Origin of the sequence: Paenibacillus sp. FSL H7-0714 (assembly GCF_038003765.1) — a bacterium.
Classification (GTDB): domain Bacteria; phylum Bacillota; class Bacilli; order Paenibacillales; family Paenibacillaceae; genus Paenibacillus_AQ.
In genome coordinates this window covers 5917243-5938481 of the sequence record NZ_JBBOPT010000001.1, presented here as the reverse complement: position 1 = coordinate 5938481, position 21239 = coordinate 5917243, and the positions used below count along the sequence as shown (strand labels likewise).

The following is a 21239-nucleotide window of genomic DNA, read 5'->3' as shown; positions in this document are numbered from 1 at the left end:
CTTTTTTATTATATAACCACCTTATTAAATGGTAACTGGGCGACCGCCAATCCATACGCCTCGCAAATTCAATTCAGCGTCAAGACGCAGGATATCACCACGTTTTCCGGCTTCCAAGGTACCGATCGAACGCTCCATTCCAATCGATATCGCCGGAGTAAGGCTTGCAGCACGGGAGGCTTCTTCTAAGCTGAGCCCTACTTCTTGTATGAGATAACGGAAGCCACGAATCATGGTAAGTGTACTACCCGCCAAAGCGGCAGGGTTATCTTTAAGTGTGGCGATGCCATCTTGAACCAGCACAGGTAAATCGCCGATTGTATATTCACCATCACTAAGACCAGTTGCAGACATGGCATCTGTAATTAATAACAAATTGTTATCTTTTTTTAGATTAGCCACTAGAGAAATCGCTGCAGGATGAACATGTATGCCATCGGCGATGATCTCCGCACGAATGCGTTTATCGAACAGTACAGCACCAGCAGTTCCAGGCTTACGGTGATGTAGCGGTGTCATTGCATTAAACATATGCACGGCTTGATTTAATCCGGCATCTGCCGCGGCAATAACCTCTTCAAAGGAAGCATCGGTGTGACCGAGAGCAGCGGTAATACCATGCTTACGGAGCCAGAGGATAGCTTCTAGTGCACCTTCGCGTTCCGGAGCCAAGGTGACTTGCCGGATCATGCCCGGATAATCATTCTCCCATTGTTCCAGCCACTCAATATTGGCAAGAACAATATGCTCAGGATTCTGAGCGCCGGACCATTTTGGGCTGATGAATGGTCCTTCCAAATGCATGCCCGCAATTTGTGTGTATGGCATCTCAGTGGCGCGATATGCGTTTATTTCGGCAAATACTTGGTCAATGGCTGGCTTAGAGGCAGTCATAGTCGTAGCCAACATGGTAGTTGTGCCTTGGGAGCTGTGAAATTTAGTGATGGTATTTAAAGATTCAGCATCACTATACATAAAGTCGTGGCCAGCTCCACCATGTACATGCACATCTACAAATCCAGGGATGAGCAGGTCTTCCGAAGCTTGACCATCAGCTGGCCAGTGCGCGTAAGCCTCTGGAAGCCATGTTGCCTCGCCGGCATAATGAATTTGCTCACCCGATACGGCAATCACGCCATGCTCAATTAATCCTTTTGGAGTCAGCACCTTACCAAACAGTAATTTTCCTGGTTCTTTATTTATTTCAGCCATTTTCCTGCTCCTTCATCTACAAGGACGATTACATTCGGATGGCTCTGCAGTAAAGATGCAGGGCACTGGGTAGTAATCGGACCTTCAACGGCATTCCGGATGGCTTCAGCTTTGCCGGCACCGCGTACTAACAATAGAATCTGGCGAGCTTTCAGAATGCCGCCGATGCCCATGGTTATTGCTTGCCGCGGCACATCGTCCAAAGAGTCGAAGAATCTGGCATTTGCTTCCCGTGTGTCTTCAAGCAAATCAACGACATGGGTTTTGCTGCTGAGATTGGCATCTGGTTCATTGAACCCGATATGGCCGTTGCTTCCAATCCCGAGGATCTGCAAGTCAACCGGTCCGTTTTCTTCCAGCATTTTGTCGTATGCGAGGCACTCCGCTTCCATATTTGCTGCATTGCCGTTAGGGATATGTGTCTGTCCTGGGTCAATATCAATATGATTGAATAATTGCTCGTTCATGAAACTGCGATAGCTCTGCGGGTGATCAACAGGCAATCCGATATACTCATCAAGATTGAAGGAAGTGGCTTTCGAGAAGCTTACAAGTCCTTTTTGGTGCATTTCAACCAATTTGGCATAAACACCAACTGGGGAACTTCCGGTCGCTAGACCGAGCACCGCTTTTGGATTGCTTTGAAGCAGGCTGGCGATAAGATTCGCACCCGTTTGTACAAAATCTTCATCACTATTGAACTTAAGAATATTCATTAAGATTGACCTCCTCGTTTGTTTCGGTAATGTTGGACATTCAAATAAGATTGCTCCAGTCTAGGAATAAAATCCCCAAAACGGGTGCTGACCATTCCAGTAAACAAAATATCAATGATGTGTAGCTGGGCAATACGTGAAGCCATATCTCCTCGGCGCATTCCTTTTTCCAGAGAAGAGGAGAAGAGAGGAATATCAGCCAGAGTTGCCAAGGTGCTGCTGCCGTAAGAGGTTAGAGCGATGGTGCTTGCTCCGCTGGCTTTGGCACAAGTTAAAGCATCAATGGTCTCTGGGGTTTCTCCGGAATACGATACTGCGAATACGACATCGCCTTCAGATAGCGAAGAAGCAGATGTAATCTGCATATGGGAATCAGCGAAAGCGGTGCAATTCACGCCAATGCGGATCAGCTTCTGATAGAAATCTTGTGCGACAATGGAGGAAGTCGCCATCCCGTAAAGATCCACTCGCCGTGCTTGGCACAATAAATTAACGGCTGCTTGTAATCGTTCCAGATCTAGGAGTGAAGTAGTATCCCGAATGGATGTCAGGTGGTTCGTTTGCATCGCTTCCACAATTACGGAAAGCGGGTTACCTGCAACGATATCCTGATAAGAAGAACCGCCATCTTGAGGCGCTGCATCGCTATGAGCAATTTCAGCCGCCAGCTTTACTTTGAAATCTGGGAAGCCTTTAAAATGTAGAACCTTACAAAAACGTGTGATAGTAGCAGGACTAATACCGCATTGCTCCGCGAGTTCTGTGATGCCCATATGAACGATTTCACCTGGTGATGAAAGGATCCGTTCCGCCAGCTTGCGCTCCATTTGAGACAGCTTGGACTTTTCATGCTCAAGTGCATATAAAATTGGGGACATCAATCCACCTCGACTTCTAATGTAGCTTTTTAAAATTATTTTTAAAATTACTTCTTCAAATAAGAAAATTATTTTCATACTCAGAATAAAACAAAATCTATCCGGATGCAAGGGGTAAAAATGAATACAATAAGGATAATATGCGAGAATTATTAGTCTCTCTTCTATTTAAATAAAAACGGCCCACTCACAGAAGACTGCGAGGTGGACCGTTTTTGAACAATACCTGAAACGTGCTATACCGTAGAACGTTCAATAATGCGATACTCAAGCTTACGGTGTACAGGATGACTATCATTATTTTGGATCTGATCATAGATGATCCGAAAAGCTGTAACGCCCATTTCGGGTAACTGGTTATCTATGGTGGTTAGACCTAAAAGTCGTCCGATCGGCTGGTCGTCAAATCCGATGACGGCCAGATCCTCAGGAATACGGATACCGTTCTTCCACGCTTCGATGATTAGACCGGCTGCCACATGATCGCCTGAAATAATTAGGGCATTAGGCCGGTTCTTCATTTTCAGCAGTTGGTGCAGTACACGTCCACCGTCCTCTTCATTCATACAGTTATACATCATCCAATCTTCCTGAAAAGGCTGGCCTGTAGCGGCTAGAAAGTCACTAAAGGCAATTTGCCGGATAGAACTACTGCTGCCATGTTGTCTGCCTTCACAGTAACCTATCTGTTCATACCCCTTATCATGCAAGTACTGCAGGCCGGAGCGAAAAGCGGAATAATGTTCGATATACACAGAAGAGAAGCGGCGTTCACCTCTATCTTGGCAGATGACTATCGGCCCATATGCTGTATACTCATCAATGACTTCTGAGCTCATTCTCGTAGATACAATTACCACGCCGTCAATTTCTTTGTTGCGCAGCATCTCCAGTACCTTGAGTTCTTCTTCATGACGATAATCGGTCTGGCACAGAATCAAGCGGTATTGCGCTAGCAACGCTTCTTGGGCTAAGCCTTCAATAATTACAGAGAAATAAAAAATGTTGATATTAGGGATAATAACGGCAATGGCGTGGGTACGGCCGGTAATTAGATGCACGGCATTCATATTACGCGTGTAGTTTAACTTTTCAATCGTATTTAAAACAGCGGTTCGTTTGGTTTCACTTACATAAGGATGATTATTGAGTACTCGCGAGACCGTTGTCACGGAAACACCAGCCATACGGGCGATTTCTTTTATATTAGCCATTCGAGAACAACAGCCTCCCTTTGGTGCTTGTGTGTAGTGTCTAGTCTTTTTATTCTATCATATCGTCCGTAAATTACTTTGCAAATAAAAAGCTTGCTATGGAATCCATTTCATAAATTAGACTGTAGTTGCAAGGGATTACCGGACTAAACCGGCGTAACCTAACGGGCGTGACGGACCGGTACATCTAGTTTCATTTCTAATGTAAAGGTCCGAGGATCGGCTTCATTTAAAATCTACAAAAAACGGTTGTCATCGTTAAAAGATGACAACCGTTTTTTTCTTTGTAGCTATACAGTTTGTGACGCTTTTGGTGCTCTATTGCGCAGCATCTCCCACACAATGAACGCAAGGACAAGCAGCTGAGGCACTAAAGTTTCCCAAGTTGGATACATCCCGAGCCAGCTAATAGAAGGTAATCCATCCTGTACATGTGCGGGTAGTTTCCCTGCGACTTGAAGGGAGTGAATGCTCTCTCCAAGAAAGCGGAATACTAAATAGTAAATAAGAAGTGTAGCTGTACGGAAGAAGGCAGCAATCGGCAATTTCGCACTTAAGGCAATAATTGCGTAACCTACAATTGCTAGAATGACTAGAGCACTACCGATCCCTAGCAGCAATTGAGACACTTTAATGGAGGGGGCCATCCCTACATAAAAAATGGTGGTTTCTGCTCCTTCACGTAAAATCGCAAGCGCTGCTACGGAGGACAAAGACCAGAGATTGCCCTTGGCTAATGCTCCATCCACTTGCCGTCCAACATAGTTGTTCCAATTTGCGGTATTTGATTTACTATGCAGCCAGCGTCCAATGGTAAGCATCATAATGACGGCTACAAGACCTGTGATGCCTTCAATCATCTCGCGTGCTCCACCAGATGCGGCGCGGGAAATGGTATAGGTGAGTAGAACGGCTAATGCGATACTCGCTACAAGTCCTACAGCTGCACCAGACCAAATCCACTTCTGTGCTTTTGTGTTGCCATCACGTTTCAGGTAGGCCAGAAGGGCAGACAATACGAGGATCGCCTCCAGTCCTTCACGCAGAAGAATTAGCGCAGCATCCCAAGCATTATAGGTTGTCTCACCAGCCAAAGGAGTCAGCTCAGTGACCATATTATCCATGATCTTTAAGGCTTGATCTAGCTTAGGTGGATTAGAGAGCAGATAGCCAGTGACTGCTGCACTTTCGTTCTCAATATTGGTATAGACCGCTGGAGATGCGATCTGTACTTGTCCTTCAGCAGAGGGCCAATCTACGATGAATTGCTCCATGATATTAGCTGCTTCTGCGCTGTTGCCTGCTTTGGCGGTGGAAGAAGCTTTGTTGAGATGGCTGATCAGTCCTTCAATAGATGCTGGTTTACCGGAAGTATCCCCAGCATCTATTGCTTTGCCTTCACTGTAATCAGCAAGCAGCTGATATAAGGCTTCTGCTTCTGATTTCGCCGACTCCTCGCGGAGCGGTTCTGCCTGCAGCGCAATGCGCAGCAGGCTGATCTTCGTCTCCAGCAAGCTGTAGACGGCGGAATTGTCGGCCCGGATGTTGCGCTCTGCCGGCTTCCATCCGCTGACGATGTCACGGTACGCTGCCGCTGCCGCGCTCCAGTCGGCGCTGCGCACCGCATCCCGCGTGCGCTCCGCCGCGGGCAACAGCTTCACCGCCGTCTCCTGGCCGGCGGCTCCAGTGTCACCGCCGTCCGTGCCGGAGGCGGCGGTGACATACGCGTCCACGCTTCTTGCGAGCGTGGACAGTGCCGTTTTGGCGGGCGCACCATCGCCCGCCGCAAGGGCCGCCGCCGCGTCTGCAAGCGCGGCGTCAACGGCGGCAGCCGGACCGGCAAGTGCCGGGTCCGGCGTGTTCGCGTTCGCGGTGCGCCACAGCGCAGCGAACGCTTCTACATCGGCGGCGGCCGCGTCCCAGCGGCTCTGGCCGGCTTCGACGAGCGCGCTGCCGACAGGCGGCAGCAGCTCGTCGACCGAGCCATCACCCTCCGCCCCCGCCGGGTTAGAAAGCATCAGTATACATATGATGCTAAACAGAATCAGTACGGCTGCCTTCGATAGCAGCCGTTTATTAAGAGAGTACATCGGGATAATCCCCTTTCAATAATGGACAGGAACATTCGATTGGAAAATTAGGGCTGGCTTAGCCTAAAAGGGCTTCCCCGATGTAGCCGCCTTTGCGAATACCTGGGAAGCAGGCAAATACCGCACTGCCTGTATGCGTCATATATTCGTTTAGCCGATCGCTTTTCGAGAGGCGCTGCTGGATCGCAACAAATTGCTTCATTAAATCCCGTTGAAAGCTGATGAATAATAAACCTGCATCGAGTTGACCTGTTGCGATATCTAATCCGCTGGAAATGGAGTAGGAGCGGCGCAGCATTTTGACTGTGCCATCACCATGGGCTAAGGCAGAATGTGAATCCGGTGGAATGATTGGCTTCCCGGATGCATCAGCCGCTTTCAGATTCAGATCATCAAATTCATCCTTTGCACCGATAGGTGCTCCGGTATGGCGATGACGTCCAAAGGTAGCTTCTTGATCGCTTAGAGAGGAACGGTCCCAGACCTCGATTCGGAAACGTACACGGCGAACTGCCATATAAGTGCCGCCGCTCATCCATGAAGGACCGTCACCGCTGCTGTTCCAGACCACTTCGTTCATTTCTGCTTCGTTCGTAGTATCTGGATTTCCTGTGCCGTCTTTAAAACCTAGAAGATTACGCGGCGTCGCTCCCTTAGGATCTGCTGTTCCTGTGCGCTGGAAGCCTTCCTGTGTCCAGCGGAGTACGGCTGTGCCACGGGCGATACGTGCCAGATTTCGGATGGCATGGAAAGCCACCTGCAGATCATCAGCACAGGCTTGGACACAAATATCTCCACCACACCACTTTGGATCCAGGTTGTCTCCAGTAAATGCTGGAAGGTCGGCTAATAGGGTTGGACGCTTGGAAGATAAACCGAATCTGTTGTCAAAAAAAGAAGGGCCGACACCAAAGGTAAGCGTACAGCGTGAAGGGTTTAAACCATCCACTTCACCTGTATCGGAGGGTGGGAGATTAGGGTTGTCATTGACGTCGCCAATGAGGCTGCCAGTAGTAAGAGAAGCTGCGGCAGTTGTCCATGCTTGCATTAGCTTTTTTACATCGGATAGCTTCGTTGTGGTCAGATCAAAGGCTGCGAAGTAAATAAAATTTTGCGCAGGGGTTAGAATGCCGGCCTGATGACTCCCGTAAAAAGGAATGGAATCAGCATCGGAGGCTACTGTTGGCTCAGCTACGGCATTGCGCGCAGCCATAATTCCACCAACACCTCCACCACCTAATAATAGACCAAGGCTAGTGGCGCCAGTAAGCCGCAGCATATCGCGGCGGCTTAGTTTTTTATCTAATATAAGATTGCTCTTGGATTCTTCATTGAGAGGGGCACCCTCTGCATTCGCTGGTAAACCGGTAGATCTATTTTGCTTATTCATGATGATCACACTCCTAGAATAGTTCCCATGTTGGACAATGGCTCAGCCAAGGCATCCAAATTCTGACTCAACTTACGCACATCTTCTTCTTTCAGCTCTTTATAGGAAACATATCCATCTCCAGATTTGAAAGGAGCAAGCTCGGCTTGCAAGGCTGCGAACCGTTCACCAATTGTTTTTTCCAGCTCAGCATCTTTTTTCGCCAGTTCTGGCTTTAACAGCTCGTATATCTTTTGGGCGCCTTCAACATTAGCAACGAAATCGTACAGATCCGTGTGGGAGTAACGTTCTTCCTCACCTGTTACTTTAGAAGAAGAAACCTCATTAAGCAGTTCTACAGCACCAGTAACGAGCAGATTGGCATCGATCTCTACGGTCTCTACTTTCGCACGTAGAAGCTGGGCATCTTTCAATAATTGGTCAGCAACTTCGGTCATATCTTTGGTAGTGTTATCCTGCCAGAGTGCCTTTTCAAGCTTATGGAAGCCGCGCCATTCAGCAGCATCTACGTCATTCTCACGGGCATCAATATTCGGATCCAAATCACCAAGTGCTTCTGCAATCGGCTCAATTCGCTCGTAATACATGCGGGCTGGTGCATAAAGTGCCTTTGCATCCTCAATCTTTGCTTCTTTAACTGCATTCGTGAAATTTTCCGTTTGCTTTACAAATTCATCACATTGCTCGATGACATATGTACGATATTGTTCAACCGCTGATGTAAAGTCGGCAGTAGTTGCTGTAGTAGTATCAGATGTATTTGTTGCCTTGGTACTGTTAGCAGCATTTGCAGAGTTATTATTGCTAGTATTGCTAGTATTGCTATTACTGTTATTGTTGTTACTGGCACACCCGGTAAATAGTATGGAGGCTGCAAGTAGACCTGCAGGCACGGCATATGTGAATTTCATTGAATGAAGCACCCCTTTTTTTATATGTGAATGATAATCGTTATCATTTATGCTGGACTTATCATAAGTCCGTATACATTTACTGTCAATATAAAATTGTGATGTATTTCATAGTTATATTTTGCAAGATAAAAAAACTCCCTGGACTGGGAGTTGAGTTTGTAGAAATATATCTAATTACATCCGGGTATTAGCAAGTTAACACTTCGTTTGATTTGATCATTTTTTGCGCGAATGCAGCAGATATCGGACACAGCTGCCCTTAAACGCAGCTTTTTTCGAGATTTGGATCGCTATCGGACCTCATAGTCTCTATTGACCTAAAAAACACCCAATATTACTCTCTTTCTTATAAATAGCTGCAGAGGGGTCCGAAACTCTGCTTAAAAGGCGAAAATATACTAATAACGTCATCTGGGTCCGTAACCCTCTGAAGGAGATGATGAATACACTGTTGAAGCGGGCAGTCAACGACCAACAACACAAAACAGCGATTCTGCAATAATGGATGAATCGCTGCTATGTGTTGCTTACAATTTTTATAATTAACCGGGCCGTCTCATCTATAGGAAAAAAACTACTTATTCGACAGCCCCATTCTGTGTCGTCTTTATTTTATTGTTCATTATGGGATTCATGTTCCGTAGTGGGATGATTTTTGAATACTTCTGCGGCTTCCTCAGCAGAAAATTCCGGTTCGAATTTACCGACTAGTGGCAATTTGTTTAATTTCGTAGTTTGTACCTCTGCCTTAGTAGGTTGATTATTTTTCGAGTTGCTCATACTTACACCTCCTTTTAATAAGAAACAACAAGTTGTAGTTTGCCCTGTAAGGAGATGATTCTATCCAAGAGGATTTCAAGTTTTGCGGATGAATGTCCTCACTAAAGCGGTGTAATAAGCTTCGGATGGTTAAGCCCATTTTGTAGTTATGACAGCACCATTAACTTCATCAATACATAATATGTTTTGACTGTATCCCTTTACCTTGTTATACCAAACAAACCCAGGGCAAGGAGGGGTGACACCATTGAAGGGGAACGAACACCACAGCAAATTTCTGTTGACTCATCGTGAGCGCGAAGTTTTCGAGCTTCTCGTGCAAGACAAAACGACTCGTGATATCGCTGGTTTATTATTTATCAGCGAAAAAACAGTTCGGAACCACATCTCCAATGTAATGCAAAAACTAAACGTTAAAGGCCGTTCACAAGCGGTTGTCGAGCTGATCAAGCTTGGGGAGCTGAAAATATAGCTGGCCATGTCTTCGGAAGTGACGCGTTTAAGCCTTCTCCACCTCTAGGGGTGAGGGAAGGTTTTTTGTAGTGTCCGGAATATTAAATTTGACTACATTTTATGGATTGACGGATATTGGGAATGGTTGTAAAATCATCATAAAGTTAAAACCTTTAAACTTTTGAAATCATTTTGATACTTTCGATAAAGATGAAACTGACATTCAATGTTCGATTCTCAGTCAGGACATAGTTGTGGCGAGAAGAGTTAGTCCTTTTTTATTTCCCTGAAAGTTATAACGTTTAAACTATTGAACTTGGAGGCATAGAAGCTTAGATGAACATTCATGATGTAGCCAAAAAGTCGGGGCTCTCTGTAGTGACCGTATCCAGAGTTCTTAACAATTCACCTTCTGTACGTGAAGGCAATAGGCGGAAAGTGCTGAGTGCTATGGAGGAATTAAATTATCAGCCCAATTCAGCGGCGCGGAGTCTCGTGCGTGGCAAGACGGGAGTCATCGGTATGTCGATTACCAACTTTAACGACTCCTTCTATGACCGCGTGATTCGCGTGGTGAACCGGAAGCTGGCAGAACAAGGTTACTTCTTGGCCCTGTCGATAGCCGAGAATGAGGATGAAGGCGTTAACTTCCTGTTTCAGAAGGACCGCGTTGACGGGATTATCCTGTTATCTCCGCTTGAGGAAAAAGAATATGTGGAGGAGCTGAAAAGAAAAAATATTCCGTTTGTCTTGCTGGATAACCAGCTCCAGCATGAGGATGTTCCCAGTGTCGTCGTCGATAACTATCAAGGGGGGTATGAAGCTACCAAGCACTTGATAGGTCTTGGACACACCCAGATCGCCTATATCGGTGGCCCTTCGGTGTTCCTGAGTGTAGCAGAGCGCAAGCGGGGTTATGTACAGGCGCTGGATGAAGCGGGACTAACGCCTTTCGGCACGGAATATTGCGGATTTACGGTAAGTAGCGGTTATGAGGTGGCCAAGAGATGGATCCGTGAAGATAAGCTGCCGACAGCCATTTTTTCAGGAGACGATTTTATTGCTTTAGGTGTTGTTCAAGCCCTGCGTGAGGAGGGGATTCTGGTACCTCAGGATATCTCAGTGGTTGGCTTTGATGATCAGCAGTTCGTAGGTGAATTTTATCCCCGATTGACGACAGTCAGACAGCCTGAGGCGCAAATGGGCAGCATTGGTGTTAATTTGCTGATGAAATTAATCAATGGGGAGGTGATGCCAGCTGTTGTAACGAAGCTCGCTCCTCAGCTTCTCGTGCGTGAATCCACCGCATCTGTAAGGTTAACCTAATTATTAGGAGTGAAACGAACTGTGAAGTACTTTTTGGGAGTCGATGCAGGGGGCAGCAAAACTTATGCAATGATTGCAAATGAACAGGGAACGGTCATCGGTGTAGGCAAGGGAGGGAACGGGAATCATCAAAACAATCGTGAGCAGGCGGAGAACAGTTTGCAACAGGCTGTATCGGGAGCGATTATTGCGTCGGGGCTGACAAAGGATCAGATGGAGTATTCCTGGTTCGGTCTGGCTGGAGCGGACAGAGAATCCGATTTTCGAATTTTACGACCAATCATCAGCAGACTTGGCCTTCCCCGAACTGAGATTTCCTGCGATACCTGGATTGCCTTGCGATCAGGTACAGAGAGTAATTATGGGATCGTGCTGATCTGCGGCTCGGGAGTGAACTGCGCCGGTAAAAATCCGCGAGGCGTTACATACCAATGTGGTGGATTTGGCTATCGGTTCGGTGATTACGGCGGCGGCTATGATCTAAGTATTGAGGTATTCCGTAGCGTTCTTCGGGCGGATGATGGAAGAGAGAAAGAGACTGTCTTAAGCGAACGCTTAATTCATTTGCTGGGCTATTCCAGTGTTTCGGAGTTAAGGGAGGATTACCTGGATCATTCCAGAGACTTGCCTCCCCAGATTGCTGAGCTGCTGTTTCAAGCGGCAGATGAAGGAGACCAGGTTGCTATCGGACTGCTGACTAAGCAAGGGGATGAGCTGGGTTTGGCAGCGGTATCTACAATCCTCCATTTGGCTATGGAGGAGGATTCCTTTGACATCGTACTTGCAGGCAGCCTATTGACCAAGGGGGATCGCTCAGGCATCATCCGGCGGGCCATTGAACAGAGAGTGAAGCATTCGGCTCCAAATGGCACTTTAAGGATTCTAACCCGGGAACCGGTTGTAGGCGCGGTCGTTTTGGCAATGGAAAGCAGCGGTGTGCGTGTGAATCAGGAGGTTCTTGATCGTCTATCACTGGGTAAGGAGGGGCTATTATTATGAAGGAGACTTTGAAGCTCGTTGTCATCGGAGCGGGTTCATCGTATACGCCTGAGCTTATTGAAGGCATCATCATGCATCATAGAGAGCTTCCCGTCCGCGAAGTATGGCTGGTGGATATTGAGGCGGGAAGGGAGAAGCTGCATACGATTGCGGAATTAAGCAAGCGTATGATTGCTGAGTCCGGACTGCCGATTACCGTGACCCAGACGCTTGAGCGCAGGGAGGCCATCGCCGGAGCAGACTTTATCTGCACTCAAATCCGGGTAGGTATGCTGGAAGCGCGAAAATGGGACGAATTAATTCCGCTTCAATACGATGTCATCGGTCAGGAGACGACGGGTCCCGGAGGGATGATGAAAGGCTTGCGGACCATTCCGGTTATTCTGGATATTTGCAAGGACATCGAGGAGTTAGCTCCGGATGCCTGGTTGCTGAATTTTACGAATCCGGCCGGTATGGTAACTGAAGCTGTTCACAAATATTCATCGGTAAAAAGCGTAGGCCTGTGCAACTCGCCGATCGGTTTTCAAAAGTGGCTCTCTGAGTTCTTCGGACTTCCTATAGAGAAGATCTATGCGGAGTTTGTCGGCATCAACCACCTGCACTGGGTATCCGATATCGTAATTGACGGTAAAAGCAAGCTACAAGAGCTCATTGATTACCCCCAGAACTACAAGGCGAGTAATGTGCCGTTTGATTCCTGGGACCACCGGTTTCTGAATGCTTTGAAAGCCATCCCTTCTTATTACCTGAGCTATTACTACATGACGGACGCGATGCTTGCGGAACAGAAGGAAGCAGCAGCAACGATCGGATCGCGCGCTGAGGTAGTGAAGAAGGTGGAGGAAGAGCTGTTTGAGCTGTACCGGAACGTAGAGCTAAAGGAGAAGCCAAAGCAGCTGGAGCAGCGTGGTGGAGCCTATTACTCGGAGGCGGCAGTGCTGCTGATGCGCTCCATTTATAATGATTCCCGTGATATCCAGACGTTGAATGTAAGGAATAACGGAATGATTGACTTCTTGCCGGACGATGCCTCCATTGAGGTGAACTGTTTGGTAACCAAACAAGGTCCGCTGCCGATTCCGCTGCGCAAAATTCCGCAGCCCGTCAAAGGCCTGCTGGCCGCGGTCAAGCAATACGAGAGCCTCACCATCGAGGCGGCTGTGCATGGAGACCGGGATATGGCCCTGCAGGCTATGGTTCATCATCCGCTCGTGCCTTCGGTCACCGTAGCTGAACAGCTGCTGGATGAAATGCTGGAGAAGAACAAAGCGTTTTTGCCGTTGTTTCACTAGAATCGTCCAGAGGAGGAAAAACGGATGAACACGGCCGAGAAACCAAGTAGATGGAAGAAATTCACCAGTCAATTGGATTTACAGTCCATGGTTTGGCCGGGAATTATCTTTGTATTCATTTTTAGCTACATTCCGATGTATGGCGTGGTTATGGCATTCCAGCAATACGATATTTTTGGCGGCATTATGAAGAGCCCCTGGGTTGGATTTATGCATTTCAGAATGTTCTTCGAGGCACCGGAGTTCTGGAATGTGATGCGAAATACCATTGTGATTAGCTTGCTTAAATTGATTATCTCTTTTCCAGCACCGATTCTTCTTGCACTAATGCTGAATGAGATCGGTAATATGGGCTTTAAACGCGTTATCCAGACCGTCAGCTATTTACCGTATTTCCTGTCCTGGGTTATTGTATCCGGTTTTGTATTTTCGCTGTTATCTGTTGACAACGGAACGGTAAACTATGTGCTGGAGCGATTCAATCTGGTAGGGGAGCCAGTTAACTTCCTGGCGTTACCCAAATACTTCTGGTCTATTCTAGTAAGTGTAAATGTGTGGAAGGAGGTCGGATTTGGGAGCATTGTCTATCTGGCCGCGATTGCAGGCATTGATCCGACTTTATATGAAGCCGCTTCCATAGACGGAGCAAGCCGATTTAAGCAAATTCACTTGATTACACTCCCCAGCATTACCCCCATTATCATCATTTTTATGATTCTTGCCATCGGCAGTCTGCTTAGTGCGGGCTTCGAGGACATTTTGCTGCTGGCAACCAATCCAATCCTGCGACCCTACTCCGATGTTATCGACACCTATGTGTACCGTGTGGGGATATTAAATGCCAGATTCTCTTATGCGACAGCGGTAGGGCTTTTCAAAGCGGTGATCAGTGTCATTCTGCTGGTGATGGCCAACAAAATCGCGCGCCGGGCAGATGTTAGTCTCTGGTAGGTACTACTACTCATAGCGAATGCTTCCGATGCAAGTTTTATTGGGATGTATCGACTGTAAGTAATGCTCCATAAACCTTTTAGGAGAGGTGAACAATGAGACTAAGCCTGGGCGACAAAATCATGCAGCGGACTATTTATATCCTTTTGACGCTGCTGGCGCTACTTATGCTGTACCCATTTTGGAACGCGCTGGTCATTTCCTTTAATCTAGGGAGCGATACGGCGCTCGGCGGTGTAACCTTGTTACCGAGAGCATTTACCCTGGAAAATTATTACATTGTGTTTCAGGATCATCGCCTGCTGAATTCTTTTCTGATCACCATTCTTAGAACGCTCGGCGGCACGGCATTGTCCGTCTTCTTCACGGCCCTGTTAGCTTACGGAATGTCCAAGAAAACATTGCTTTTTCGAAAACAATATATGGTGTTCTTCATGATTACGATGTTCTTCAGTGGAGGGCTCATCCCTAGTTATTTACTAGTTCGCTCTTTGGGTATGCTGGACACCTTTTGGGTTCTGATTATCCCCGGCATCATCAGCGTCTGGAACATGATTGTCATCCGCACCTTCTTCAACGCTTTGCCGGAGGGGTTGGAGGAATCGGCCAAAATCGACGGTTGCAGTAACTACGGCATTTTCTTCCGAATCGTTATTCCCGTCTCCGGCCCGGTGCTGGCTACGATTGCTTTATTTACTGCGGTCGGTTACTGGAACGACTGGTTTACGGGAGCGATCTATATTACGAAGGACGAACTGCTTCCTATACAGACACTGCTGCGGCAGGTTATGAACTCCAACATTATGACCCAAATTGGTTCATCGAATGCCATCGCGCTGGATCATATGAACCGAAATCGGACGATTACTACGAAGTCACTGACCATGGCTACGATGATGATCGCTACTATTCCGATTATCCTGACGTACCCTTTTCTCCAAAAGTACTTTGTTAAGGGCGTAATGATCGGTTCATTGAAAGAATAGCAGTCTCCATATTATGTAGAAAGAAGGGAAAAGAATGGGCAATCGTATGAAATGGGTATCGCTTCTGCTGACTTCGCTGGTGCTTCTTCTCGCTGCCTGTAGCGGAGGGGGGAATTCTAACACTTCACCAAACACAAGCGAGAAAAATCTAAATACCGAGGTCACCACTGATGACGGCAGCGGGATTAAGCCCGTCACCTTCAGCTTTTATGGAAATTACGACTGGCTTACGACATCACCATGGGGGGATAATGAGGCGACAAAATGGATTCAGGAGAACCGTAAGGTTAATGTTGAACCGATTCAATCGGGAGGTGCGGCCGGAGAAAAACTCAACACGATGATCGTCGGTGGTGATTTACCGGATGTCATTTTTACTGACCGGGGATCCTCAGTGGAACGGCTGGTGCAGGCAGGGCAACTTATTGCGCTGGATGATTACTATGACAAGTATCCGAACTTCAAGAAATATGTGAAGGAATCCACCCTGAATTTGCTCCGTTCAGATGACGGAAAAATCTATCAAATCCCCAACTGGTATACATCCGGGCAATTCGGCAACGGCGGATGGATGGTGAATAAAGATATTTATAATGAGCTCGGCAGACCGGCGCTGGAGACCTTTGATGATTTGTATCAATATTTACGCTTGGTGCAAGAAAAGTATCCGGATGTTGTACCTCTGGAGGTTGGCGAGAAGGGGGCAGGTCTGGAAATTATGTATGGCGGGTTTAAGGAGAACTCCACCAGTAAGTTCATTTCACTCATGGGATATCCGGAAGGCGACAAGCTGTCATCTATCTTGGACGATCCCGCTTACGAGGAGATGGTGCTGTATATCAATAAGCTCTATCGTGAACGGCTGATTACGCAGGATGCACTGCAGCAAACCCAGGATGCGGTCAAAGAAAAGGTCAATACCAGCCGGGTAGCGGTCATGGTCGAATCCAATATCACTACGTATGGAGCCGAGGGACACCGTGCACTGACTGCGAACAATCCGGACAGCGGTTATGAAATTATTTGGCCGATTCATAAAGCCGGACTAGACAAAACGCAAGTGTTTGTAAGCGGTTTCGAGACGCTGGGTTGGAACGTCAGTGTCATTACGGAAAAGGCCAAGGATCCGGAGGCCATCTTCGCTTACTTTGACTGGATTACGGGTCCGGAGGGACAGAAGGTGCTTTTCTTCGGTCCTAAAGGCTTGTACTGGGATGAGGAGGACGCAGACGGAGCACCAATTCCGAATGAGAAATACAAGACGACTCCTGCTAACGAACGTACCGAAACGATGAGAAAATTCGAGGACTTTAACTGGGCGGGAAATACGACCTTTATTGATACGGCGAAAATGAGCTTAGAGGCGTTGCTTTCCGCGAACCAGAAATCATGGGAGACAGTGGCGCAGTCCACGGTGACCTGGAAAACCGCGCTGGACATTACGGAATTTGTGAATACCGATCCGCTTCCGGATACGGAGATTGGCATCATCGCACAGAATGTCGGGGATATTTATACCCTTGCTTACGCACAAATGGTTCAGGCGAAGTCGGATGAAGAGGTATTGTCGGCACTGGAGACAGCCAAAAAGAACACTCAAAAAGCGGGGCTGGATAAGCTGCTTGAGTTCAGAACCGAAAAATGGCAGGAGAATGTCAAGAAAATCAACGCGACGAAATAAGACTTTTATAAAATCTTATACTTGTGGAGGCGATATTATGGCATTTGCTCTGAGATCGAGATGCATAGCAATGTTAAGCTTCGTATTGGTTTCTTCGATAGTAGGTGGTTCCGTGCCGGCTAAGGCCGATGAGGAGAGTAATCCCCCTTTTGAAACGGAAGTTATTGTACGGACCGTAAACCAGTTTAAGAACACGGCGGATGTCCATAATTTCATTCAGCTGTCCACAAGCTACGGTGTCGATGTCATCAGCATGAACGTGAAGCAGGATGAAGATGATGAGGTTCCGTCTGGAAGTGTATTTTATCAGAGTGATATCGCTCCGATCGCGCAAGGCTACGAGAATTTCGATGCCCTGCAGGCTGTCATTACAGCAGCCCATGCTGCAGGAATTAAGGTTCATGCCTGGATTCCCCAGTTCCATGATCAGCAAGCCTTCCTTGCTCACGATGAATGGCAGATGCAAGCGCTGGTTAATGGGGTTCAGACTCCGTTCACAGGTTCTAACGGCAACGAATATTTTGTCAATCCGATTCACCACGAAGTGCAGCAGTATGAGCGTTCCATCATTCAGGAAGTGATCGAGAATTATGCTGTTGACGGTGTTGTGCTAGACTGGATCCGCTTTGACAATTACAACATGGACGTCAGTGATTACACGGTTGCGAAGTATCAGACGCAGTTCGGGTATTCCCCGCTCAGCATTGACTTCGATACGGATTCGCCTCAGCGTGAGCAGTGGAATGAATGGAGAACTGAACAAATTGGACAGTATGTAGGCGATATCCGTGAGGATATTTCCGAATCCTCAAATCCGGATGTGCAGCTCGGTGTGTATATTTTGCCGCCGGAATTTACAGAGGTTGGACAGAATGTAGCCAAATTTAAAGATGATATCGACTTTGTCGCACCGATGGCGTACTTTGATGACTGGGAGTTCAATAGTGATTGGGTATACAGCACTTCCTACGGCATCCTGAAGGATACGAGCGACCGGATCAGTGGCAGTGACGTGGAGATTGTAGCCACACTGGATAATGACTGGACTGATGATCAATATCAGGAGATTTACAAGGGAATCCGCGAGAATTATCCGGACGTGAAGCGCCTGTCGTTCTTTGCCTACGGGGCCTGGCCAGAAGATGAATTGGCCAATATCAAGGAACGTGAAACCTGGCCGACGCCAGGCTGGACGCCTCCGGTAGAACAAGACTATCCGGCTCAATTACCAGCAGGATGGAAGGCTCGAAATATCGGTTCCATGCCGGGGAACGTTACCTACAATTCATCCAATAAGCAATTTACACTCAGCAGTAGCTCTACGGATATTTGGGGAAATGGAGATCAACTGAATTATATATACCAATCCGTGAGTGGCAATGCAGAGATTATTGTAAAAGTGCAGTCCACTAGCCGATTGGACGGCTGGGCCAAGGCTGGTATTATGATTCGGGAGTCGCTGGGTCATAATTCGAAGCACGCGGATATGATGCTTACCCCCGAGAATGGGGCAACCTTCCAGTATCGTGCAGAGACAGCGGGTAATATGGTCGACCATACTGCGGCTGCCTCGGCTCCAAGATGGCTAAAGCTGAGCAGAAGTGGAAATACCTTCAAAGGGGCTATTTCGACGAACGGGAATAACTGGAAAACGGTCGGAACTGTTCAGATTCCGATGAACCGCAAGGTGTATATTGGCATAGCACTAAGCAATCCCGGGGATGACTCGAGGAATAAGGCTGTGTTTGGAAATGTGAAGATTACGGATTAAGTCTAATACAATTACAACTATACATCATCATTCGCTTTATTTTCTATGGGCAAAGCAAAGATATCAGAGGCTTGATTTGTATTTAGACCTCCTGGAAAGCACCCGAAGCCTGGGGATTTGCTGTCAGGGTGAGAAAGAACGGATACCGGCTGACTTTGGAATCTGAGGATGTAATATAATCGGCAGAACACAGTGCAAAGCAGATTGGGTTAGAAGACATTCATCTCCGAAATACGGGTGAATGTCTTCTTTCTTTGCTCATAGTGTTCTGAAAATGTCATTTATCGTGTAATACAAAGCATTAAGTTCTTCCATATAAACTGTTTTTATTTTGGTTTTATCAGGATTGTCACTTATCATTTCCATAAAGACATCCGGATCATTAATGATACCATTAAGACTTGCGCGCTTTAACAATTCTGCATCGGAAATATCATCCTTAAACGACAGTCTTAAGATTTCCATAGTGTCGTTTACTATACCTTTGAAATTCTCTTCTTCCCCAAAGAAAGTTGCAATCTTATTCAAAAAGTCTGCATATTTATCTGGTATTTTTGAATTTTCTGAAAAAAATATCATTTATATCTTCTCCCTATATTAATCGAATTTTTAAATAGTTTTAAGTAATTGGCCAGTCTGAAATCATCTAATTATAGTCAGAAACATTATAATTGGATTTGGAACAATTGGCGGTTAAAAATGATACAGTAGTACTGTTTACACAGATTAAGTGAGTACGATATATCGGAAATTCTAACTTGTTTCATAGAGTTAAGTTATAGTTGACCAATTCGAAAGCGGCGGAGGCTGGGGATGCTAAAGACAGTATCAGTTATTTTTAATGAGCGACCAAAAAGGTGGGGATTAAGAGGGGATCCATATCTTTGGGATGAGCTAGAGAGGTACTTTCAGGAAGTGAATTATCCATGTACAGGTGAGGAGTTTGCAGAGATATTCAAATACGCATTTGAGGAATTAACAGGAAGTAGCTTAGGTGATTTAGATAAACAAATCTATTGTGAGAAATACAGTCATGGTGGTATGTCCAGTGGGCATGTTTGTCTGGAGTTTTGGATTGAAGTAGCGATTCCATTGCTAATTGAACGATTGGAGGGATTAGCAATTTAAATTGGTGAACAATCGGATGCATCTCACCTTCCCCCCACCACCAATGTAATGTAAAAACTAAACGTTAAAGGCCGTTCACAGGTGGTTATGGAGCTGAAAATATAGCTGGCCATGTCTTCAGAAGTGACGCGTTTAAGCCTTCTTCACCTTTAGGGGTGGGAAGGTTTTTTGTTGTTTATGCATATTTGCTAAAAGAATATTCAATTGATAATCATTCTCAATACATATATAATTAATCCAAAGTAAGGGGAAGTAGGGATGAGCATGAAGCGTAGCGATGGTCTGAATGAAGCGGAAACGATTGATGCCCATAAGACGCTTAGATGCGAAGGGTTTAGTATTACTTACCAGTTGGACGGAAGCCACTTTGAGATAAAACCACCGGTCGAGTTAGGGGAGGGCAGCTGCCGGAGCCTGCTTACTCAGCGTTATCTTCAGATGACGGATTTTGATCTCCAATTTAATCGGGATATCGAAGCGAAGGGCGAGTTTAGAACACCTCGTACGGAGCTGATATTCTGTATGGGACATGGAATTGAATGGGGGACCTCGCTGAAGCAGGACTATTTTGCCATAGATACAGGAGAAAGTGTGTTGCTTCACGGCGGAGTAAGAAGTGAAAATTGTATATACCTTAGCGGAGCGGGCTACAGATTCCTCAGCATAGATATGAGTCCGGCACAATTTGAGCGGATGACCAGCGGACTGACCGAGGATACACGGCTCCAAGCCGGAGGAGGAGCTGGGTTGTTTTTTGGCAAAAACGCTATCACACCATCTATCCGACTGATTCTGTCTCAAATTGCGGATTGTTCCTATAGTCAGGGTATGCGGGAACTCTATCTGGAGGGGAAAATGCTGGAGCTAATGGCTGTCTATCTCAATGAATCTTTATTTGAAGCTGATCGGATTTCCCACACAGTCAAGCTATCTAGAGATGATATGGAGAGCCTGCGACTAGCCAAGGAAATTCTGCAACGTGATTATTTACATCCACCCACGCTAGCAGGGCTCTCTCGCATTATTTGCCTCAATGAGTTCAAATTGAAGAAGGGCTTTAAGGAAATATTCGGTTATACTGTCCATGCCTATGTGATCGAACAACGGATGCAAAGGGCACAGCAGCTGCTAGAACATGGAAATATGACGGTAAGTGAAGCAGCATCCAGAGTCGGATACGTGAATGTCAGCCATTTCTCAGCAGCCTTTCGTAAAAAATTCGGTGTGCGTCCTGGAGAGTATCTGATCAGTGGTAGACAGCGTTCTTTAGGAACAAGGATGTAAGCTCGCATCGAAAACAGATGCTCCTGATTTGGTTGATTATAATCCCGGAAACGGTAGCAACCAGGAAGAGCGTTCCTATACACTAGTGCACAGAGAATCATTCTCAGTGCACTTTTTTTTGTGCGTAATTATAAAGAGTGGGGGAACAGCTGTGAGTAAAACCAAAAATGG

Annotated in this window: 19 protein-coding genes; 10 read left to right on the top strand and 9 right to left on the bottom strand. The window is 46.6% G+C overall.

The window, feature by feature from the left end; all coding sequences use genetic code 11:
- Positions 1-24 precede the first annotated feature (24 nt).
- The 8 genes from nagA to NST34_RS26635 all read right to left on the bottom strand — a co-directional run bounded on the left by nagA (position 25) and on the right by NST34_RS26635 (position 9194).
- Positions 25-1212, bottom strand: coding sequence for an N-acetylglucosamine-6-phosphate deacetylase (nagA, locus tag NST34_RS26670; RefSeq protein WP_341129107.1), 1188 nt, complete (start codon positions 1210-1212; stop codon positions 25-27).
- Positions 1200-1928: a glucosamine-6-phosphate deaminase gene (gene nagB, locus NST34_RS26665; protein WP_341129106.1), complete on the bottom strand. Its 729-nt coding sequence runs from the start codon at positions 1926-1928 to the stop codon at positions 1200-1202. Before nagB ends, nagA begins: the two co-directional genes overlap by 13 nt.
- Positions 1928-2806, bottom strand: coding sequence for a MurR/RpiR family transcriptional regulator (locus NST34_RS26660; protein ID WP_042191459.1), 879 nt, complete (start codon positions 2804-2806; stop codon positions 1928-1930). The genes nagB and NST34_RS26660 overlap by 1 nt, the downstream gene beginning before the upstream one ends.
- 236 nt (positions 2807-3042) lie before the next feature.
- Positions 3043-4020 (bottom strand): LacI family DNA-binding transcriptional regulator, encoded by a 978-nt coding sequence (locus NST34_RS26655; protein WP_341129105.1) that lies wholly within the window; start codon positions 4018-4020, stop codon positions 3043-3045.
- 290 nt (positions 4021-4310) lie between these two features.
- On the bottom strand, positions 4311-6110 hold the full coding sequence (locus NST34_RS26650; RefSeq protein ID WP_341129104.1) for an FTR1 family iron permease: 1800 nt from the start codon (positions 6108-6110) through the stop codon (positions 4311-4313).
- Positions 6111-6168: 58 nt separating this feature from the next.
- Positions 6169-7500: an iron uptake transporter deferrochelatase/peroxidase subunit gene (efeB, locus tag NST34_RS26645; RefSeq protein ID WP_341129103.1), complete on the bottom strand. Its 1332-nt coding sequence runs from the start codon at positions 7498-7500 to the stop codon at positions 6169-6171.
- Between the two features lie 5 nt (positions 7501-7505).
- Positions 7506-8411, bottom strand: a complete 906-nt coding sequence (gene efeO, locus NST34_RS26640) for an iron uptake system protein EfeO (RefSeq protein WP_341129102.1) — start codon at positions 8409-8411, stop codon at positions 7506-7508.
- A 615-nt stretch (positions 8412-9026) separates the two neighbouring features.
- The gene (locus NST34_RS26635) at positions 9027-9194 is read right to left on the bottom strand and encodes a hypothetical protein (RefSeq protein ID WP_179085837.1); all 168 of its coding nucleotides are present in this window, start codon (positions 9192-9194) and stop codon (positions 9027-9029) included.
- Positions 9195-9441: 247 nt separating this feature from the next.
- On the opposite strand from NST34_RS26635, the gene NST34_RS26630 reads away from it, so the two are divergent.
- From NST34_RS26630 to NST34_RS26595, 8 genes are all read left to right on the top strand, one after another.
- A complete protein-coding gene (locus tag NST34_RS26630; RefSeq protein ID WP_019908812.1) occupies positions 9442-9666 on the top strand; it encodes a helix-turn-helix domain-containing protein in 225 nt (74 codons plus the stop codon).
- Between the two features lie 317 nt (positions 9667-9983).
- Positions 9984-10973, top strand: a complete 990-nt coding sequence (locus NST34_RS26625; protein ID WP_341129101.1) for a LacI family DNA-binding transcriptional regulator — start codon at positions 9984-9986, stop codon at positions 10971-10973.
- Positions 10974-10994: 21 nt separating this feature from the next.
- A complete protein-coding gene (locus NST34_RS26620; protein ID WP_341129100.1) occupies positions 10995-11972 on the top strand; it encodes an N-acetylglucosamine kinase in 978 nt (325 codons plus the stop codon).
- Positions 11969-13267, top strand: a complete 1299-nt coding sequence (locus tag NST34_RS26615) for a 6-phospho-beta-glucosidase (protein WP_341129099.1) — start codon at positions 11969-11971, stop codon at positions 13265-13267. The genes NST34_RS26620 and NST34_RS26615 overlap by 4 nt, the downstream gene beginning before the upstream one ends.
- 24 nt (positions 13268-13291) lie before the next feature.
- Positions 13292-14218: an ABC transporter permease gene (locus tag NST34_RS26610; RefSeq protein ID WP_042191444.1), complete on the top strand. Its 927-nt coding sequence runs from the start codon at positions 13292-13294 to the stop codon at positions 14216-14218.
- Between the two features lie 95 nt (positions 14219-14313).
- The gene (locus NST34_RS26605; RefSeq protein WP_042191442.1) at positions 14314-15204 is read left to right on the top strand and encodes a carbohydrate ABC transporter permease; all 891 of its coding nucleotides are present in this window, start codon (positions 14314-14316) and stop codon (positions 15202-15204) included.
- 46 nt (positions 15205-15250) lie between these two features.
- On the top strand, positions 15251-16885 hold the full coding sequence (locus NST34_RS26600; RefSeq protein ID WP_341129098.1) for an extracellular solute-binding protein: 1635 nt from the start codon (positions 15251-15253) through the stop codon (positions 16883-16885).
- Positions 16886-16922: 37 nt separating this feature from the next.
- Positions 16923-18656 carry a family 10 glycosylhydrolase gene (locus NST34_RS26595; RefSeq protein ID WP_341129097.1) on the top strand — a complete coding sequence of 578 codons (1734 nt, stop codon included), beginning with the start codon at positions 16923-16925 and terminating at the stop codon, positions 18654-18656.
- 258 nt (positions 18657-18914) lie between these two features.
- Here the strand turns inward: NST34_RS26595 and NST34_RS26590 are convergent, their stop codons facing one another.
- Complete coding sequence (locus NST34_RS26590; RefSeq protein ID WP_042191436.1) at positions 18915-19235, bottom strand: hypothetical protein; 321 nt, start codon at positions 19233-19235, stop codon at positions 18915-18917.
- Between the two features lie 234 nt (positions 19236-19469).
- Between NST34_RS26590 and NST34_RS26585 the strand changes: the two genes are divergently transcribed.
- On the top strand, positions 19470-19784 hold the full coding sequence (locus NST34_RS26585) for a hypothetical protein (RefSeq protein WP_042191434.1): 315 nt from the start codon (positions 19470-19472) through the stop codon (positions 19782-19784).
- Between the two features lie 258 nt (positions 19785-20042).
- Complete coding sequence (locus NST34_RS26580; protein WP_149644956.1) at positions 20043-21068, top strand: helix-turn-helix transcriptional regulator; 1026 nt, start codon at positions 20043-20045, stop codon at positions 21066-21068.
- Positions 21069-21239 lie beyond the last annotated feature (171 nt).

Bases quoted from the DNA above. Each gene is read 5' to 3' on its own strand.
- NST34_RS26635 (WP_179085837.1), bottom strand. From the start codon at position 9,194: ATGAGCAACTCGAAAAATAATCAACCTACTAAGGCAGAGGTACAAACT.
- efeO (WP_341129102.1), bottom strand. From the start codon at position 8,411: ATGAAATTCACATATGCCGTGCCTGCAGGTCTACTTGCAGCCTCCATA.
- NST34_RS26615 (WP_341129099.1), top strand. From the start codon at position 11,969: ATGAAGGAGACTTTGAAGCTCGTTGTCATCGGAGCGGGTTCATCGTAT.
- NST34_RS26610 (WP_042191444.1), top strand. From the start codon at position 13,292: ATGAACACGGCCGAGAAACCAAGTAGATGGAAGAAATTCACCAGTCAA.
- NST34_RS26585 (WP_042191434.1), top strand. From the start codon at position 19,470: ATGCTAAAGACAGTATCAGTTATTTTTAATGAGCGACCAAAAAGGTGG.
- efeB (WP_341129103.1), bottom strand. From the start codon at position 7,500: ATGAATAAGCAAAATAGATCTACCGGTTTACCAGCGAATGCAGAGGGT.
- nagA (WP_341129107.1), bottom strand. From the start codon at position 1,212: ATGGCTGAAATAAATAAAGAACCAGGAAAATTACTGTTTGGTAAGGTG.
- NST34_RS26650 (WP_341129104.1), bottom strand. From the start codon at position 6,110: ATGTACTCTCTTAATAAACGGCTGCTATCGAAGGCAGCCGTACTGATT.
- NST34_RS26590 (WP_042191436.1), bottom strand. From the start codon at position 19,235: ATGATATTTTTTTCAGAAAATTCAAAAATACCAGATAAATATGCAGAC.
- NST34_RS26600 (WP_341129098.1), top strand. From the start codon at position 15,251: ATGAAATGGGTATCGCTTCTGCTGACTTCGCTGGTGCTTCTTCTCGCT.
- NST34_RS26660 (WP_042191459.1), bottom strand. From the start codon at position 2,806: ATGTCCCCAATTTTATATGCACTTGAGCATGAAAAGTCCAAGCTGTCT.
- NST34_RS26605 (WP_042191442.1), top strand. From the start codon at position 14,314: ATGAGACTAAGCCTGGGCGACAAAATCATGCAGCGGACTATTTATATC.
- NST34_RS26580 (WP_149644956.1), top strand. From the start codon at position 20,043: ATGAGCATGAAGCGTAGCGATGGTCTGAATGAAGCGGAAACGATTGAT.
- NST34_RS26655 (WP_341129105.1), bottom strand. From the start codon at position 4,020: ATGGCTAATATAAAAGAAATCGCCCGTATGGCTGGTGTTTCCGTGACA.
- nagB (WP_341129106.1), bottom strand. From the start codon at position 1,928: ATGAATATTCTTAAGTTCAATAGTGATGAAGATTTTGTACAAACGGGT.
- NST34_RS26595 (WP_341129097.1), top strand. From the start codon at position 16,923: ATGGCATTTGCTCTGAGATCGAGATGCATAGCAATGTTAAGCTTCGTA.
- NST34_RS26625 (WP_341129101.1), top strand. From the start codon at position 9,984: ATGAACATTCATGATGTAGCCAAAAAGTCGGGGCTCTCTGTAGTGACC.